This window comes from Lentibacillus cibarius (assembly GCF_005887555.1).
Classification (GTDB): Bacteria; Bacillota; Bacilli; order Bacillales; family Amphibacillaceae; genus Lentibacillus; species Lentibacillus cibarius.
The window spans coordinates 2,515,835-2,530,263 of sequence record NZ_VCIA01000001.1; the positions used below are offsets into that span (position 1 = coordinate 2,515,835).

15 protein-coding genes and 1 riboswitch are annotated in these 14,429 nt (G+C 42.8%); of the genes, 13 read left to right on the forward strand and 2 right to left on the reverse strand.

All coding sequences use genetic code 11. The features are described from left to right. Complete coding sequence (locus FFL34_RS12335; protein WP_138603697.1) at nucleotides 1–645, forward strand: ABC transporter ATP-binding protein; 645 nt, start codon at nucleotides 1–3, stop codon at nucleotides 643–645. A gap of 684 nt (nucleotides 646–1,329) precedes the next feature. On the opposite strand, the gene FFL34_RS12340 is transcribed toward FFL34_RS12335, so the two are convergent. After that, a complete protein-coding gene (locus FFL34_RS12340) occupies nucleotides 1,330–1,524 on the reverse strand; it encodes a hypothetical protein (RefSeq protein ID WP_138603698.1) in 195 nt (64 codons plus the stop codon). A gap of 495 nt (nucleotides 1,525–2,019) precedes the next feature. Here FFL34_RS12340 and FFL34_RS12345 point away from each other — a divergent pair, with 495 nt between their 5' ends. From FFL34_RS12345 to FFL34_RS18665, 7 genes are all read left to right on the forward strand, one after another. Continuing rightward, the gene (locus FFL34_RS12345) at nucleotides 2,020–2,238 is read left to right on the forward strand and encodes a FeoA family protein (RefSeq protein ID WP_234031566.1); all 219 of its coding nucleotides are present in this window, start codon (nucleotides 2,020–2,022) and stop codon (nucleotides 2,236–2,238) included. Next, entirely contained in the window at nucleotides 2,235–4,211 is a 1,977-nt protein-coding gene (gene feoB / locus FFL34_RS12350) for a ferrous iron transport protein B (protein ID WP_138603700.1), read from the forward strand. Before FFL34_RS12345 ends, feoB begins: the two co-directional genes overlap by 4 nt. Nucleotides 4,212–4,250: 39 nt before the next feature. Next, nucleotides 4,251–4,379: a FeoB-associated Cys-rich membrane protein gene (locus tag FFL34_RS12355; protein ID WP_411712872.1), complete on the forward strand. Its 129-nt coding sequence runs from the start codon at nucleotides 4,251–4,253 to the stop codon at nucleotides 4,377–4,379. Nucleotides 4,380–4,803: 424 nt separating this feature from the next. Beyond that, on the forward strand, nucleotides 4,804–5,745 hold the full coding sequence (cyoE, locus tag FFL34_RS12360) for a heme o synthase (RefSeq protein WP_138603702.1): 942 nt from the start codon (nucleotides 4,804–4,806) through the stop codon (nucleotides 5,743–5,745). Between the two features lie 85 nt (nucleotides 5,746–5,830). Continuing rightward, on the forward strand, nucleotides 5,831–6,109 hold the full coding sequence (locus FFL34_RS12365; RefSeq protein WP_138603703.1) for a GNAT family N-acetyltransferase: 279 nt from the start codon (nucleotides 5,831–5,833) through the stop codon (nucleotides 6,107–6,109). Nucleotides 6,110–6,292: 183 nt separating this feature from the next. Continuing rightward, nucleotides 6,293–6,673 (forward strand): hypothetical protein, encoded by a 381-nt coding sequence (locus tag FFL34_RS18660; RefSeq protein ID WP_234031493.1) that lies wholly within the window; start codon nucleotides 6,293–6,295, stop codon nucleotides 6,671–6,673. After that, the gene (locus FFL34_RS18665; protein WP_234031494.1) at nucleotides 6,667–6,945 is read left to right on the forward strand and encodes a hypothetical protein; all 279 of its coding nucleotides are present in this window, start codon (nucleotides 6,667–6,669) and stop codon (nucleotides 6,943–6,945) included. Before FFL34_RS18660 ends, FFL34_RS18665 begins: the two co-directional genes overlap by 7 nt. Nucleotides 6,946–7,049: 104 nt before the next feature. Here the strand turns inward: FFL34_RS18665 and FFL34_RS12375 are convergent, their stop codons facing one another. Continuing rightward, a complete protein-coding gene (locus FFL34_RS12375) occupies nucleotides 7,050–8,030 on the reverse strand; it encodes a DmpA family aminopeptidase (RefSeq protein WP_138603704.1) in 981 nt (326 codons plus the stop codon). Nucleotides 8,031–8,217: 187 nt separating this feature from the next. Continuing rightward, nucleotides 8,218–8,368, forward strand: a riboswitch (FMN riboswitch). Between the two features lie 196 nt (nucleotides 8,369–8,564). Between FFL34_RS12375 and ribD the strand changes: the two genes are divergently transcribed. The 5 genes from ribD to FFL34_RS12405 all read left to right on the forward strand — a co-directional run bounded on the left by ribD (nucleotide 8,565) and on the right by FFL34_RS12405 (nucleotide 14,382). Next, on the forward strand, nucleotides 8,565–9,671 hold the full coding sequence (ribD, locus tag FFL34_RS12380) for a bifunctional diaminohydroxyphosphoribosylaminopyrimidine deaminase/5-amino-6-(5-phosphoribosylamino)uracil reductase RibD (RefSeq protein WP_171046358.1): 1,107 nt from the start codon (nucleotides 8,565–8,567) through the stop codon (nucleotides 9,669–9,671). Then, the gene (locus tag FFL34_RS12385; protein ID WP_138603705.1) at nucleotides 9,652–10,257 is read left to right on the forward strand and encodes a riboflavin synthase; all 606 of its coding nucleotides are present in this window, start codon (nucleotides 9,652–9,654) and stop codon (nucleotides 10,255–10,257) included. The genes ribD and FFL34_RS12385 overlap by 20 nt, the downstream gene beginning before the upstream one ends. Nucleotides 10,258–10,281: 24 nt before the next feature. Further along, the gene (locus FFL34_RS12390; protein ID WP_138603706.1) at nucleotides 10,282–11,484 is read left to right on the forward strand and encodes a bifunctional 3,4-dihydroxy-2-butanone-4-phosphate synthase/GTP cyclohydrolase II; all 1,203 of its coding nucleotides are present in this window, start codon (nucleotides 10,282–10,284) and stop codon (nucleotides 11,482–11,484) included. 110 nt (nucleotides 11,485–11,594) lie between these two features. After that, entirely contained in the window at nucleotides 11,595–12,065 is a 471-nt protein-coding gene (gene ribH, locus FFL34_RS12395; RefSeq protein WP_138603707.1) for a 6,7-dimethyl-8-ribityllumazine synthase, read from the forward strand. Between the two features lie 436 nt (nucleotides 12,066–12,501). Next, complete coding sequence (locus tag FFL34_RS12405) at nucleotides 12,502–14,382, forward strand: ABC-F family ATP-binding cassette domain-containing protein (protein ID WP_138604741.1); 1,881 nt, start codon at nucleotides 12,502–12,504, stop codon at nucleotides 14,380–14,382. Nucleotides 14,383–14,429: the final 47 nt, after the last annotated feature.

Consider the following 14,429-nt stretch of genomic DNA (forward strand, 5'->3'; position numbering starts at 1 on the left):
ATGTTTGTTCATATACGAGATCTGCACTTCAAATACCCGAATGCAAATCATCAGTCGCTTGAGTCGTTCAACTTAACCGTTCAAAAAGGTGAAATTACAACGATTTTAGGAGAATCGGGCAGTGGAAAAAGTACGCTGCTGCGTTTAATTGCTGGACTGGAAATGCCAACCAAGGGAAATATAATGGTGGGCGATCATTGTATGTGCAGTCAATCGAAATTCGTGCAACCTGAAAAACGGGGGGTAGGGATGGTTTTTCAGGATTACGCTTTATTCCCTCATATGAAAGTGGAAGAAAATATTAAATTTGGTTTGCAAAAATGGTCGCGCGGAGAGAAAAAGAAACGCTTAAACGAAGTCATTGAATTAGTTAATTTAAAAGGATTTGAGAAACGTTATCCTTATGAGTTAAGTGGTGGGCAGCAACAGCGTGTAGCTTTAGCGCGTGCTCTTGCACCAAAACCTAAATTACTGCTTTTTGACGAGCCTTTTAGTAACCTTGATGCTGATTTACAATTTAAAATTAGAGAAGAACTACGTAGGATATTGAAAACAACAGGTGTGACATCTATCTTTGTTACCCACGATCAAGATGATGCACAAGCGCTAGCTGACCAAATTGTTATTTTAGAAACGGCAAAATAGTACAGACTGGAACACCTTCTAAAATTTTTGGTACAGACTGTGGTATATCTGAGCGTATGGCAGTTAAACCAAGAGTTTTGTCGAAGTTATAGTTAGCCGCGCTTGCAACTGATGTCTCGTCTCGGAAAAGGAATGAATGGAATGAAAAGCCATTACCTCCTGCTGTCGCTGTCATTGTACTATCAAGAGATAATGGCTTTTTGGTTAGGACCTTTGGGCACCAACCTGACGTGGCAAGTGGTGCAAGCTTACTAAAGCGTCCTTTTTACAGTTTAGTTTTTGATGGGTGTTATGGATTTAAACGTTGGCTTTAGAAAAAGCTCCAGGGGTAGTTTTAAAAGATAAGAAACTATAAAGTTTAACGATATATCTTTTACTTGCAAGGTTAGGCCACGTCCGGCTTCGACGTACAGGACGTACTAGTGCCGGCGCCCGCCAGGACGGTGCCGAACTTAGCCGGCCAGCGCTAAAGCTGTAGCGAGACTTCCTTCACCTCCGTACGATAAAGAAGACTTGCCGATCGGTGAAACCGGAGGCATAGTCGCACTTATACCCTTGTGGTAAAAGTCAACATCGGCTCCCACCGGGCGCTTGCGCCTTTGTCCATAAATCTCGGGTCTTTACAACAAGAACCCGGGATTATTCCATTTATATAGGATGGTAAGCAACATCGTCATCTGATACTTAATCTGATTTATGGCCTACCAATTCACCTGTGAAATAGATGATCTTATTAAAAATTTCCTCCCTTACTTTCATGGGCAAATCCGGATCCTGAAATCGGGAAATTAATTGATGAACCTCTTCGCTAATTGATTCATCAGCTGAGGGCTTGTAATGTTTGTTCTTAGTTGAAAAGAAAATAACGTTATCTTGCATATTAAAATACCTCCAAGGATGTATGCTGCAAATGCTCCCTTAATTTTCTCAATACCCGTTCGTGTAATCATTTAAACACGGTTTTTAAAATGTTCTAAACAGACAAACAAAAATAACTTGGAATCAAAAGGTTTAATGGATTTTAATTGAATATTGAAGTGTAGATATGTTCCCTCGGACAAATGGTTCCGGGGGATTTTTCATCTTCGTATGTTAGTTTTTACGGGAATAGGAAGTGTCCTACCCAAAATGTCTCCCTGATAAAATCATATGCAAAATACTTACTATTATCTTATACTAATTCAAAAATGAAATGAGAATGAGTCCATTAAGAATAATCCAGTTTACACTTATTTTAATTATCCTTACTTTAGTCACATCTTGAAAGAAAGTTTTAATAGAAACATTGACCCCGGACTTATAAGTAAAATAAAATAAAAGTGATAGAGAATGATTATCATTGTTATTTTTTTGGGGGGCATCAATATGAATCTTATGCAACTTGAAAATGGACAGGGTAGCACAGTCAAGAATTTAGATGCTGTTGAACAGTCGTTAAGAATGCGACTAAATTCGATTGGAGTAATGCCCGGATGTAAACTTTGTGTGAGACAGGCGTCTTTTTTAAATGGTCCGTGTATTTTGGAGTGTCGTGGCCAACGTATTTGTATTCGTAAAGCTGAGGCACAAAAAATAGAGGTACAGGTTTCATGACGACACTATTGCTTGGAAATCCTAATACAGGGAAAACATCACTATTTAATACATTAACAAGTTCATATGCATATGTGGGAAATTGGACGGGTGTTACGGTTGATAAAAAAGTTGGCCAATTTACCAATCAGTCAGGTTCACTCATTGATTTGCCCGGTGTATATGATCTAAAACCTGTATCTGAGGATGAAAGTATTGTATCCAATGTATTGCTTCATGAAGATTTTGATCAGTTGTTAAACATTATGGATGCAAGTCAGCTTGAAAGAAGCTTGCACTTAACAATCCAGCTACTTGAAATGGGAAAGCCGGTATTTATTGCGCTAAATATGATGGACGTTGCAGAAAAGAAAGGCATGGATATTAATGCCGAGCGTTTGGCATCGAAGCTAGATGTGAATCTTCAAACCGTTATTGCGCGAAAAGGAACTGGCTGTGAAGAGCTATTAGAAGGGCTAACCAATGAGAATCCGTCTAATCATTTTCAAATACGTTATCCCGAAGAGGTTGAAAATGCACTAGATCAATTTGCATCTTTGATAACCAATACTTCAGATATATCAACAAGGTGGTTAGGTTTACAGTTCTTTGCCGAAAATAATACAGTAGACTTACTTTTGCAAAAAGAACAGAATTATTCCCAGTTAGTAGCGATAAAACAACAATTAGAAGAGCTACTACAACAACCGATTCAACAAGTATTCTATGAAACGAGAGAGACATTCATCAACCAGATTTTGAAAGATGTCAAAAGGCAATCCGACCAAAGTTCATTATTATGGCAACAACGAATCGATCATATAGTCATGCACCCTATTTGGGGCATTCCGATTTTTATGGTAGTCATGTTTTTTGTTTTTCAGATTACATTCACCTGGATTGGAGATCCCATGTCTGATCTACTGGATGAATTTTTTAGTGGTACATTGAGTGATTGGATTAGTCAAGGATTATTATTTCTAGGGGCGTCGTCTTTTGTTCATGATTTGATTATCGATGGAATTGTTGCAGGTGTTGGTGGTGTACTTGTCTTTGTACCACAGATTTTCGCGCTGTTTTTCTGTATATCATTACTAGAGGATTCCGGCTATATGACACGAATTGCCGTTATTATGGACCGGATAATGGAGTACTTTGGATTAAATGGTAAGTCCTTCATTCCAATGATTATCAGTTTTGGATGTAATGTACCAGGTATTATGGCAGCACGTACTATCGAACAACGGAAAGAGCGTTTGTTAACTATACTTGTGGCACCTTTTATGTCATGCTCAGCTCGTTTACCTGTTTATGCGCTGTTTATTGGAGCATTTTTTGTAAAGTATCAAGGTCTTATTGTATTTTCATTATATTTTTTAGGAATTTTACTTGCTCTGATAACGGTGAAGATCATTTCAATGACTGTGATGCGTCACGAAAAGTCGATGTTTTTTGTTGATCTGCCAGTGTATCATTTGCCACACGCAAAAACGCTGTGGCGCAGTACATGGGAAAAAGGGAAAGGATTTATCCGAAAAGCAGGAACAATTATATTCGCCGGTTCTGTATTTATTTGGTTAATGACATACGCTGGTCCAGGTGGTTTGGACGTTGATATGGATACTAGCTTTATGGCAATGATTGGTGGTGTTATTGCGCCCATTTTGTCGCCACTAGGATTTGGGACGTGGCAAGCAGCGTCATCGTTAATCACAGGTTTTTTGGCAAAAGAAGTGGTAGTGTCAGCGATGTCTATCATTTATGCGGTGACAGAAGGTGAATTAGGTACGATGCTTAGTCACTTTTTTACCCCTGTTTCAGCATATTCATTTATGGTTTTTGTATTGCTTTACGTACCATGCTTAGCAACAGTTGCGGCAATTTTACGGGAAACGAAATCAGTTAAGTGGACAATTTTTGCGATTGTTTACCCACTTGTCGCAGCATATATCATAACATGGTTGATTTACCGGATTGGTTTAGCATTTTTTTAAATTGAAAAATCCCGGGGGGTTATTCCTTTGATAAATATTTTGATTATCGCATTGGTTTTTGGCTATGGTGGATATACGCTATTTCGACACATTAAAAAGGGTTCAAAAGGTAAATGTGGCGCTTGTGACCTAAAAGAATCTTGTTCTAAAGAGACGTGTGAGCGATAAGGCAGTTGAATGGAGAAAACTGAATAAACAAGTTAAATAGCATACTAAATAGGTATGCTATTTTTGTGTTACATAAAAAGTCTTGAATAAAGCTGATGAGTGCCCAAATGCCGTAAAGATTCCCAGAAAAGGGCACTCATGATGCGGATGAGCGCCCGACTGCCGTAGAGATTCCCGAAAAAGGGCACTCATGATGCTGATGAGCGGATAAATAATATGGATCCCGAAGCGTATGCGGAAGATCTTCAACGACATTTGCTCGCCGAAAAGGTTGTCCAGTATTGTTTATAACGTCAGAAAGTAGCATTTGGAATGCATAGGAGCAGAAAACAACTATTAGCAATTCTTTCTGCTTACGTAAACTGTGTTAACATTGTATAATAAATAGGAAAGTGTTTTAGTATAACGTTTAAAGGATGATCAAATGAGCAGACAAATTATTACCTCATCAAATATAAATCAAACCGATTTTGTTTCGAATAAGCAAAGCGGGAAAACACTCGCTGCTGATTTGAAGTCCCTATTTAAATTTCCTGTTTTGATTGCCAATGCGGTTCCGATTTTTGCTGGCTTCTGGCTAGCAGTTTATTTTACTGGTGCTTCGTTTGCAGCGAACGCTGGGACATTTTTACTGACGATTATTGGCAGTACGCTAGTGATGGCTGGGGCGCTTGTGATCAACAACTGGTACGATGTTGATATCGATACGGTAATGAGTAGAACGAAATCCCGTCCAACCGTAACTGGAACGATACCACTAAGGGCGGTATTGTGGATTGGAATCACAGCGAGTGCAGTAGGCTTTATTCTAATGATGTTTACGACGGCCGCGGCTGTGCAGTATACGTTTGTTGGTTGGTTTGTGTATGTAGTGCCATACACTATGTGGTCCAAACGCCGGTATACATTGAACACGGTAATCGGCAGTATTTCTGGTGCGGTGACACCGTTAATTGGCTGGGCCGCACTTGCGCCAGTGTCGCACATTGTACCCATCATTTTGGCACTTATTATTTTCATTTGGCAGATGCCGCATACGTTTGCCATCGCCATTCGTAAATATGATGAATACAAGGCGGCGGATGTAAAAATGCTACCAGTCGTTCACGGCATGGAAATCACGAAAAGGCAAATGGCCATTTATATTGCCTGCCTTCTGCCGCTGCCTTTTTACCTATTTTCGCTAGGTACAGCATTTGTTGTCATTGCAACCGTGCTTAATGTCGCTTATTTAGCACTGGCAATAAGCGGGCTGTTTGTCAAAGATGATATGAAATGGGCGCGTAAAATGTTTCTCGTGTCGGTCAACTATTTGATGATCATCTTTGTTATGGCGATAGTTGTAACATTGCCATGGGGCGGATAAAAGCCGGGGGAGATTATTTTTTGCTTGAGACGGGAAAACTTCTCGTAAACAAAAAATTACTGTCAAAATTGTAAGGAGGCTGGTTATGATGGACATTAAAAAAGGTAACGGCAAATTCTACATCGGGGATGATGAACAAAATCCAACGGCGGAGATTACTTTTAAGCCGATTGGGGACGATAAGCTGGATGTGGATCATACGTATGTATCCGAGGAACTACGTGGTCAGGGAATTGCCGGTAAACTCACAGAAAAAATGGTGTCCTTTGCAAGAGAGGAAGGAAAGAAAATTAAACCGACGTGTCCGTATGTAGTGGATAAGATGGAACAAACACCGGAATATCAGGACGTGCTGGCTAACTAACGGCCGTCGCTTTGAAACACTCAGTATAACGCCAGGGTTACGTGCCCTGGCGTTTTTTCGTAACGTCAAAAGGTATAAATTTTGGAAGACCTTATAAGAAAAGCTTCGGCACTCGCTATAAACGCGAGACGAATGCCGAGGTTTTCTAATATAATGGCCATGAAAGGAAAAAGAGGGATATCCATGCAAAAAACGATGAAAACAATCTATGAAACCATGATGATTTTCCTAGTAATGCTAACCATTGTAACTATATGGACGGATGACACCTATAATGCAACGATCAGCTGGGTGGTGTGGGTAGTGTTTTTTATCGACTTTAATGTACGTTTCCTAACATCCCAAGCGAAATGGGCGTTTATCAAGCAAAATCCATTTCTTTTCATTGCCATTATCCCATTTGATCAGTTTTTTCAAATGGCTAGAATTGTCCGCATCATCTATTTGTTCAGGATTAAAACGATTACCAAGTACTATGTCGTTCCCTTTGTTGAAAAACTACAATTCAGTCCAAATCACTTATCCTGTTATTTGTTCTCGTTTTACTATGTACGGAAATGGTGATTATCCGGGCGGTAGAGACATCTGTTGGAAGCTTTTTGGAAGCAGCAATGGTTGTGTTTGGTTATTTACTCTTTTTTGGGCACCAAGTATTTGAGATTGAACAGGCTATCTCCATCTGGGCACTGACCTCCACCTCCGTCCTTGGTATTGCAATGCAGGGACTGGCACTGCAATGGGCATTTGCTAAAATAGATGCATTTTTCCAGCGGTTTAAAGATGAACAATCGCCGGAAGCGGAAGAACAGTTAGAATTTAAAGTGAAACAGTGGTAGATACATTGAAAACGCGAGAGTTCGAGGCGGAAACGCCAAAGTTTGGAACGAAACCGCCAGAATTTGGAGCGAAATCACCAGAATCACGTTCGGCACCGCTAGATTTATTTTTCCAGCGGTGCCTTTTCCACAACGCGTTCTTTACGTCCTTCTGTTGTTTCCGCATTGCGGAGCGAGCTGATGACCGCTTCTTCTGTCGCCTCCACGACAGCTTGAAAAAGTCCATTCATTACGGGATAATCGTCACGAAGAAATGACATGCTCTCTAAATGCGAATCAGATTGATGATGATACGTATTGGCTGTAGAAAAGGCTATAGCAACGTCCCCGCTTCCATGACCAATGTGGCTGCCGGTCCTGCCAAGTCCCGCGGCACAACGTTTAGCAAGCCGCTGTAGCTGCCGGTCGTAAAGGGGTGCATCTGTAGCAATGATCATCATGATAGATCCATCCGGGGTGTCTAGCTGAACCCGGCTGAAATCGGCGAAAAGTGCTTCTTCCCGTTTGCCGAAATTACTAAGTACGAGACAGCCGACGGTATAGCCTTCAACGATACGTGAGGATGTTCCAATCCCACCCTTATACCCAAAGCAGACCATTCCTTTGCCCGCGCCAACCGCACCTTCTTCCACCGGACCAACTGATGCGGATTGGATCGCCTCTATGGCATGTTCTGGTTTGACCGCCTGCATCCGCATGGTGTTTAAATAGCTATCATTGCATTCGCCAACGACAATATTTAAGGAACTTTCTGTATCACCAATCGCTAGGTCTTGTTCAAGCATATAGGTGAGTGTCCCTTGCAAAACCGCACCAACACTGAATGTATTCGTAAGCATAATCGGTGATTCCAGCAAACCAAGCTCGTCCACTTGTACAAGGCCGGCTGTTTTTCCGTAGCCATTAATCACTGCGCTGCCTGCTCGGACCTTTTGCCGAAATAGATTACCGTCATGGGGAAGGATCGCAGTAACTCCGGTACATATCGTATCCTCGTTATTCACTTTTTTGTATAGCGTTACATGACCGACTTGAACCCCGGCAACATCAGTAATTCCGTTCATGTATCCTTTTTCCAATTGCATGTCGCTGCCCCTTTCTTCTAGAAATCTATCTGTATTATAGCAGACTAACCCCTAGTATTTAATTGAATAGATCAGACCGGCGAAGGTATTATTTTAAGTAATTCCCAAATATAATTATTGACTAAATCCGTCCAAATGAGGTACATTTAATAATAATCAGTCAAAATAAAATAATGGAACATATAAGATATTCCTTCGGGGCAGGGTGAAAGTCCCTACCGACGGTGATGAGGCACAGCTTCAAAGTCCGTGACCCGTGCGGTTATGATTAAAACCAAGCGGTGGACCTGGTGTGAGTCCGGGACCGACAGTGATAGTCTGGATGGGAGAAGGAATTTTTTAGCTGGTATGCAACTGGACTGCATGCAGGTAAACGGTATCGTTACTTGTGTGGCTGTTTTGTTATATGATACATACCTGAAAAAATTCTGCTCGTCTACCTCTGAAGGGAAATCTCAGGGGTTTTTTTATGCACTGAATTTATATAAACATAAGAAACAGGACTGCTTTCAATTGATCGTGGAGGTGTACGGTGTGAATGATGAATACTATATGGAATTTGCTTTAAACCTGGCAAGGTCTGCCACGGGGCAAACTAGTCCTAATCCCCCGGTTGGCGCAGTTGTCGTCAAAAACGGTGAAATTCTTGGAATGGGAGCACATTTGAAGGCAGGAGAGGCCCACGCCGAAGTACACGCGCTACAGATGGCGGGTGATAAGGCGAAAGGGGCAGATATTTATGTCACGCTCGAACCGTGCAGTCACCACGGAAAAACACCGCCGTGTGCTGATTTGCTTGTGGAAGCTGGAATCAGGCGTGCAGTCATTGCGGTTATGGACCCGAATGAAAAAGTCGCCGGGCGTGGTATTGACAAGCTGCGTATGGCGGGCATTGATGTGAAGCTTGGCGTGCTGGAAAAAGAAGCTGCGAAGGTCAATCGTACATTTTTTCATTACACACAGACCGGAAAGCCATTTGTAACCTTAAAGACAGCAGTCAGCCTTGATGGGAAAACCGCGACACATACCGGGGACAGCAAGTGGATTACTGGTGAGGCGGCACGTATGGATGTGCACCAATATCGTCATACGCATGATGCTATTTTAGTCGGGGTAAATACGGTGCTCGCGGATAATCCGAGCCTGACTTCCCGCTTGCCAAACGGCGCGAAAAATCCGCTCCGTATCATACTTGATTCAACCCTACGCACACCACTTACGTCCAGTGTTGTGACCGATCAAAAAGCAGAGACCTGGATCATTACCGGAAATCAGGTAGGAGCTGCAGCGATCCCCCCTTATGAAAAACTTGGGGTGACCGTAATTTCACTTCCGGCAATTGATCCGGATACCATCCTGCGTTATTTGGGACACCACGGCATCATGTCATTGTTTGTTGAAGGCGGATCAGCAGTCCACGGATCTTTTCTTATGGGGGGTCACATCAATCAGCTTGTTCAGTACATAGCACCAAAACTGATTGGTGGGAAAGATGCGCCTGGTGTTATTGGAGGTAAGGGATTTAACGCTATGAACGATGTTTTGCCGATGGTCATCAAGTCAGTGGAAACGATTGATGAAGATATAAAATTGATTGCTGAACCACAGGAGGAAGATACACATGTTTACCGGGATTGTTGAGGAAATAGGAAGAATCAGGCAACTGGAGGAGGTTTCTAAGACGGCGGTACGGCTGACCATCGAAGCGGCGGTTGTACTGGATGATGTACAAATCGGAGACAGCATTGCGGTTAATGGTATATGCCTGACGGTTACCGATGCAGACGATGATGCTTTTGCAGTGGATGTTATGCCGGAAACGATCAAAGCCTCTTCACTTCGCACACTGGAGGAAGGATCTTCAGTGAATCTCGAACGGTCTATGCCGGCAAATGGCAGGTTCGGCGGTCATTTCGTCACTGGTCATGTGGACGGGACGGGAACGATCGTCGGAAAAACAAAGCAGGAAAATGCGGTCTATTATACAGTCGACATTCCACCGGAGCTTACCGACTACTTTATCGTGAAAGGTTCGGTGGCAGTCGATGGTGTCAGCTTGACGGTGTTCGGAATCAGTGGTAATGAAGTGACGCTGTCGCTCATTCCACATACCGTTTCACAAACCGTACTAGGTAACAAAGTTGAAGGGGATTGTGTCAATGTAGAATGTGATGTGCTGGCCAAACATGTTCATCATTTGGTAGGCAAACAGCACAAACAAAATTAAAAATAAACGAAGGAAGTGGACAACATGTTTCATACAATTGAGGAAGCAATTCATGATTTAAAAGAAGGAAGACCAGTCATTGTCGTTGATGATGAAAACCGGGAAAATGAGGGTGATCTGGTTGCGCTGTCGGAAAAGGCCACGCCCGATGTGATTAATTTTATGATCACGCATGCAAAAGGACTTGTCTGTACATCCATCAAACCGGATCTGGCAAAGAAATTAAAACTCCCACTCATGTCAAATGATAGCAGCGATCCATTTGAGACAGCATTTACTGTCAGCATTGATCATCGGGAAACAGCGACAGGCATCAGTACGGAGGATCGATCAAAGACGATTCGCGCATTAACTCACCCCGATACGGTGGCGGCAGATTTTAAACGGCCAGGTCATGTTTTTCCACTCATTGCCAAGGGTGGGGGAGTGTTAGAGCGCCCGGGTCATACGGAAGCATCTGCTGATTTGGCTGCATTATGCGGCGCATTCCCATCAGGGTTTATCTGTGAGATCATTAAAGATGACGGTACAATGGCCCGTGTCCCGGACTTGCAGGAAATGGCAGAAATATTTGATTTAAAACTGATAACGATCGCTGACCTAATTACGTATCGCAAACAGTATGAGATGCATGTCACACGGGAAGTAGAGACTACACTGCCGACTGCGTTTGGAACATTTCGTGTGTATGGCTATACTAATGATTTGGATGGGAAGGAACATATAGCGCTCGTTAAAGGAAAAATCAATCCAAAAGAGCCCGTCCTTACCCGAGTGCATTCAGAATGCCTGACCGGCGATGTATTCGCTTCTTACCGTTGTGATTGTGGCCCTCAACTGAATGAAGCATTGAAACAGATTGATGAGGCCGGCTCAGGTGTACTGATTTATATGCGTCAAGAAGGTCGTGGAATCGGGCTTTTGAATAAATTACGTGCCTACCATTTGCAGGATGACGGAATGGATACAGTGGAAGCAAATGAGCAGCTGGGATTTGCTCCCGATATGCGCGATTATGCGATAAGCGCACAGATTTTAACCGATTTGGGTGTAACACAAGTGAAACTGTTGACCAACAATCCGCAGAAACTTGACGAACTGCAGTCGTATGGTATTCAGGTAGAAAAACGGATACCGCTTGAGACCGATGTTCGACAAGAAAACGAACATTACATTTATACAAAGGTACACAAAATGGGACATTTACTGCAATCACAACAGAACTGAACAACCGGAAAAGTCGCGCGAAAACGAGGAAAGTTGCGCGGCCCAAGCCGAAAGTCGCGCAACCATCATACAGGCTCAAGCCAACAGTCTTAAAAAAGGAGATGATTGAAATGGGAAAAATAGTCGAAGGAAGTCTTGTAGGAACGGATTTGAAAATCGGTGTTGTTGTAGCCCGGTTTAATGAGTTTATTACAGGCAAATTGCTGGAAGGTGCACTAGGCACACTCAAACAGCACGGGGTGAAGGAAGATAACGTGGATGTTGTTTGGGTGCCGGGGGCTTTTGAAATTCCAGTGATTGCTCGTAAAATGGCGGCTAAGGCTGACTATGATGCAGTTATTACGCTTGGTGCGGTCATCCGTGGAGCGACCCCACATTTTGATTATGTTTGTAATGAGGCTGCCAAAGGTATTTCCAATGCAGCGATGCAAACAGGGAAGCCGGTTATTTTCGGTATTTTGACTACCGAGACAATCGAGCAGGCTATTGAACGAGCGGGAACAAAAGCAGGTAACAAAGGAGCAGACGCAGCTGTAGCAGCAATAGAGACGGCTAATGTTGTGAAGGAATTGGATGCGTGATTACACACGTGGAGATGTATCCCGATTTTGTCCAAAGCTAAGAAACTATAAAATTTAGCGATCTAACTAGGCTTGAATTTTTCTAACAGGGAGCATTAGAGCATACGGACTTCGTTTAACGCAGTAAAGAAGGCCGGCGGTACCAAGGACACAGCATAGCTTTTCATATTGGAAAAGTTGCCAGCTGTAAGGTAAACTATATGAAGTATGCGTAAGTCTGGAGGGAGCGGACAATTAAATTTCTAGTCTATCAAATCATCGGAATGGGTATTATTTGGATTGGTTTGGCGTACTTTTATCAGGATATGGATCAGCTGAGCAAAATTGTATTTTACCTCGTGACATCATGGTTGTTATTGTTAATCGTATTACTGATAAAACAGACTATAAAAGGCGACGGGAACGAAGATAAATCTGAATGAGGAAGGTAATGGACATGCTTACGGTTGAGAATTTATACAAATCATATGGGGATAAAACACTGTTAAATGGTATATCTTGCATGATTAAGCCGAATGACAGAATTGGTCTGATTGGCGTGAATGGAACAGGGAAATCAACGTTTTTGAAGGTCATTGCCGGTATCGATACTGCCGAGCAAGGATCCATCAAGCACGCCAAGGATTATCGGATTGAATATTTGGCACAGGAACCCGATTTGAACCCGGATTTGACTGTCATCGAACAGATTTATTACGGTGATGCGGCTATCATGAAGGTAATGCGGGAATATGAGCAGACGCTTCTCGACCTGCAACATGCCCCCAATGATGAAAAAGTTCAGGAGAGGCTTCTCGCTAAGCAGCAGCAAATGGATGCGTATGAAGCATGGGAAGCTAATACAGCAGCAAAAACGGTCTTGACCAAGCTGGGTATTACTGATTTTAACCGGCATGTTTCAGAGTTATCAGGCGGTCAACGAAAAAGGGTAGCCATCGCGAAGGCTTTGATACAGCCGGCCGATTTACTCATTCTTGATGAGCCGACAAACCATCTTGACAATGAGACAGTGGAATGGCTTGAACATTATTTGACATCGTACAAAGGTGCATTATTGCTCGTCACGCACGACCGTTATTTTTTGAACCGTGTCACCAATCAAATTTTCGAGCTTGATCAAGGTCATTTGTATACGTACGAAGGTAATTATGAACTGTTCCTGGAAAAAAAGGCGGAACGGGAGGCTTTGGAAAGAAGCTATGAACAGAAACACCAGAACATATTGAAAAAAGAGATTGCATGGCTGAAACGGGGACCCAAAGCTCGCGGAACCAAGCAGAAGGCGCGTATTGACAGAGTTGAACAGATGAAGCAAAAGAAATATACCACTGAATCCCGTGATGTATCATTCGAAGCGGGATCTGCCCGCCTTGGAAAAAAAGTGATCGAACTGGAGGACATTGCTAAATCTTATGATGGAAAGCAAGTGCTCCAGGACTTTCATTTCCTGGTTGTTCCGGGTGACCGGTTGGGGATTGTCGGGCCCAACGGTTCAGGTAAATCGACCTTGCTTAATATAATGGCCGGGCGTGTTCAACCGGATGGCGGACATGTTGAGGTTGGTCAGACGGTTAAGATTGGCTATTATACACAAGGTGATGAGGAACTGGATGGCGATAAGCGAATTATCGAATATATTCGGGAAACAGCTGAAGTCATTCAAACAAAAGACGGCGATGAGATTACCGCGGAACAAATGCTGGAGCGGTTTTTATTTTCGCGGTCCGCCCAATGGACGTATATTCGCAAACTCTCAGGCGGTGAAAAAAGGCGTCTTTATTTATTAAAAATCCTGATGACCGAACCCAACGTCTTACTATTAGACGAGCCGACAAACGACTTGGATACACAGACGTTAAGTGTTTTGGAAGAATACTTGGATCAATTTCCAGGTGTTGTTATAACTGTATCGCACGATCGCTATTTCCTCGATCGTGTTGTAGACCACCTGCTTGTTTTTAAGGACGATGCGCAGGTTGAACATTTTTACGGCAACTATCACGAATTACTTGAGCGGGAGAGACAAGAGGCGAAAAAGCAAAAATCGGATGGGCCGAAGAAAGTACAGAAAAAACCTACACAAAAAAAGATGTCCTATAATGATAAGATGGAATGGCAAACGATTGAGGATGACATAACTAAGCTAGAAACTGTTATTGAAGACTTGCAGAATAGAATCGCCAATGCGGGAAGTGACGCCGGTGCTGTTAACGATCTTTATAAGGAACAAAAAGAACGGGAGCAGGAGCTGGAAGCGAAAATGGAGCGTTGGGAAGAACTCTCTTTATTGGCTGAGGAACTCGAAAATAAACAGTGACAACCGATTGCAGATGTCCAGGATTGACGCGACAAAAATGCATGGTA

Coding starts and splice junctions, on each gene's coding strand:
- FFL34_RS12335 (WP_138603697.1), top strand. CDS start 1: ATGTTTGTTCATATACGAGATCTGCACTTCAAATACCCGAATGCAAAT.
- FFL34_RS12375 (WP_138603704.1), bottom strand. CDS start 8,030: ATGCAATTGGAAAAAGGATACATGAACGGAATTACTGATGTTGCCGGG.
- cyoE (WP_138603702.1), top strand. CDS start 4,804: ATGAGCAGACAAATTATTACCTCATCAAATATAAATCAAACCGATTTT.
- FFL34_RS12365 (WP_138603703.1), top strand. CDS start 5,831: ATGATGGACATTAAAAAAGGTAACGGCAAATTCTACATCGGGGATGAT.
- feoB (WP_138603700.1), top strand. CDS start 2,235: ATGACGACACTATTGCTTGGAAATCCTAATACAGGGAAAACATCACTA.
- FFL34_RS12385 (WP_138603705.1), top strand. CDS start 9,652: ATGTTTACCGGGATTGTTGAGGAAATAGGAAGAATCAGGCAACTGGAG.
- FFL34_RS18660 (WP_234031493.1), top strand. CDS start 6,293: ATGCAAAAAACGATGAAAACAATCTATGAAACCATGATGATTTTCCTA.
- FFL34_RS12340 (WP_138603698.1), bottom strand. CDS start 1,524: ATGCAAGATAACGTTATTTTCTTTTCAACTAAGAACAAACATTACAAG.
- ribH (WP_138603707.1), top strand. CDS start 11,595: ATGGGAAAAATAGTCGAAGGAAGTCTTGTAGGAACGGATTTGAAAATC.
- FFL34_RS12345 (WP_234031566.1), top strand. CDS start 2,020: ATGCAACTTGAAAATGGACAGGGTAGCACAGTCAAGAATTTAGATGCT.
- FFL34_RS12405 (WP_138604741.1), top strand. CDS start 12,502: ATGCTTACGGTTGAGAATTTATACAAATCATATGGGGATAAAACACTG.
- FFL34_RS12390 (WP_138603706.1), top strand. CDS start 10,282: ATGTTTCATACAATTGAGGAAGCAATTCATGATTTAAAAGAAGGAAGA.
- FFL34_RS18665 (WP_234031494.1), top strand. CDS start 6,667: ATGGTGATTATCCGGGCGGTAGAGACATCTGTTGGAAGCTTTTTGGAA.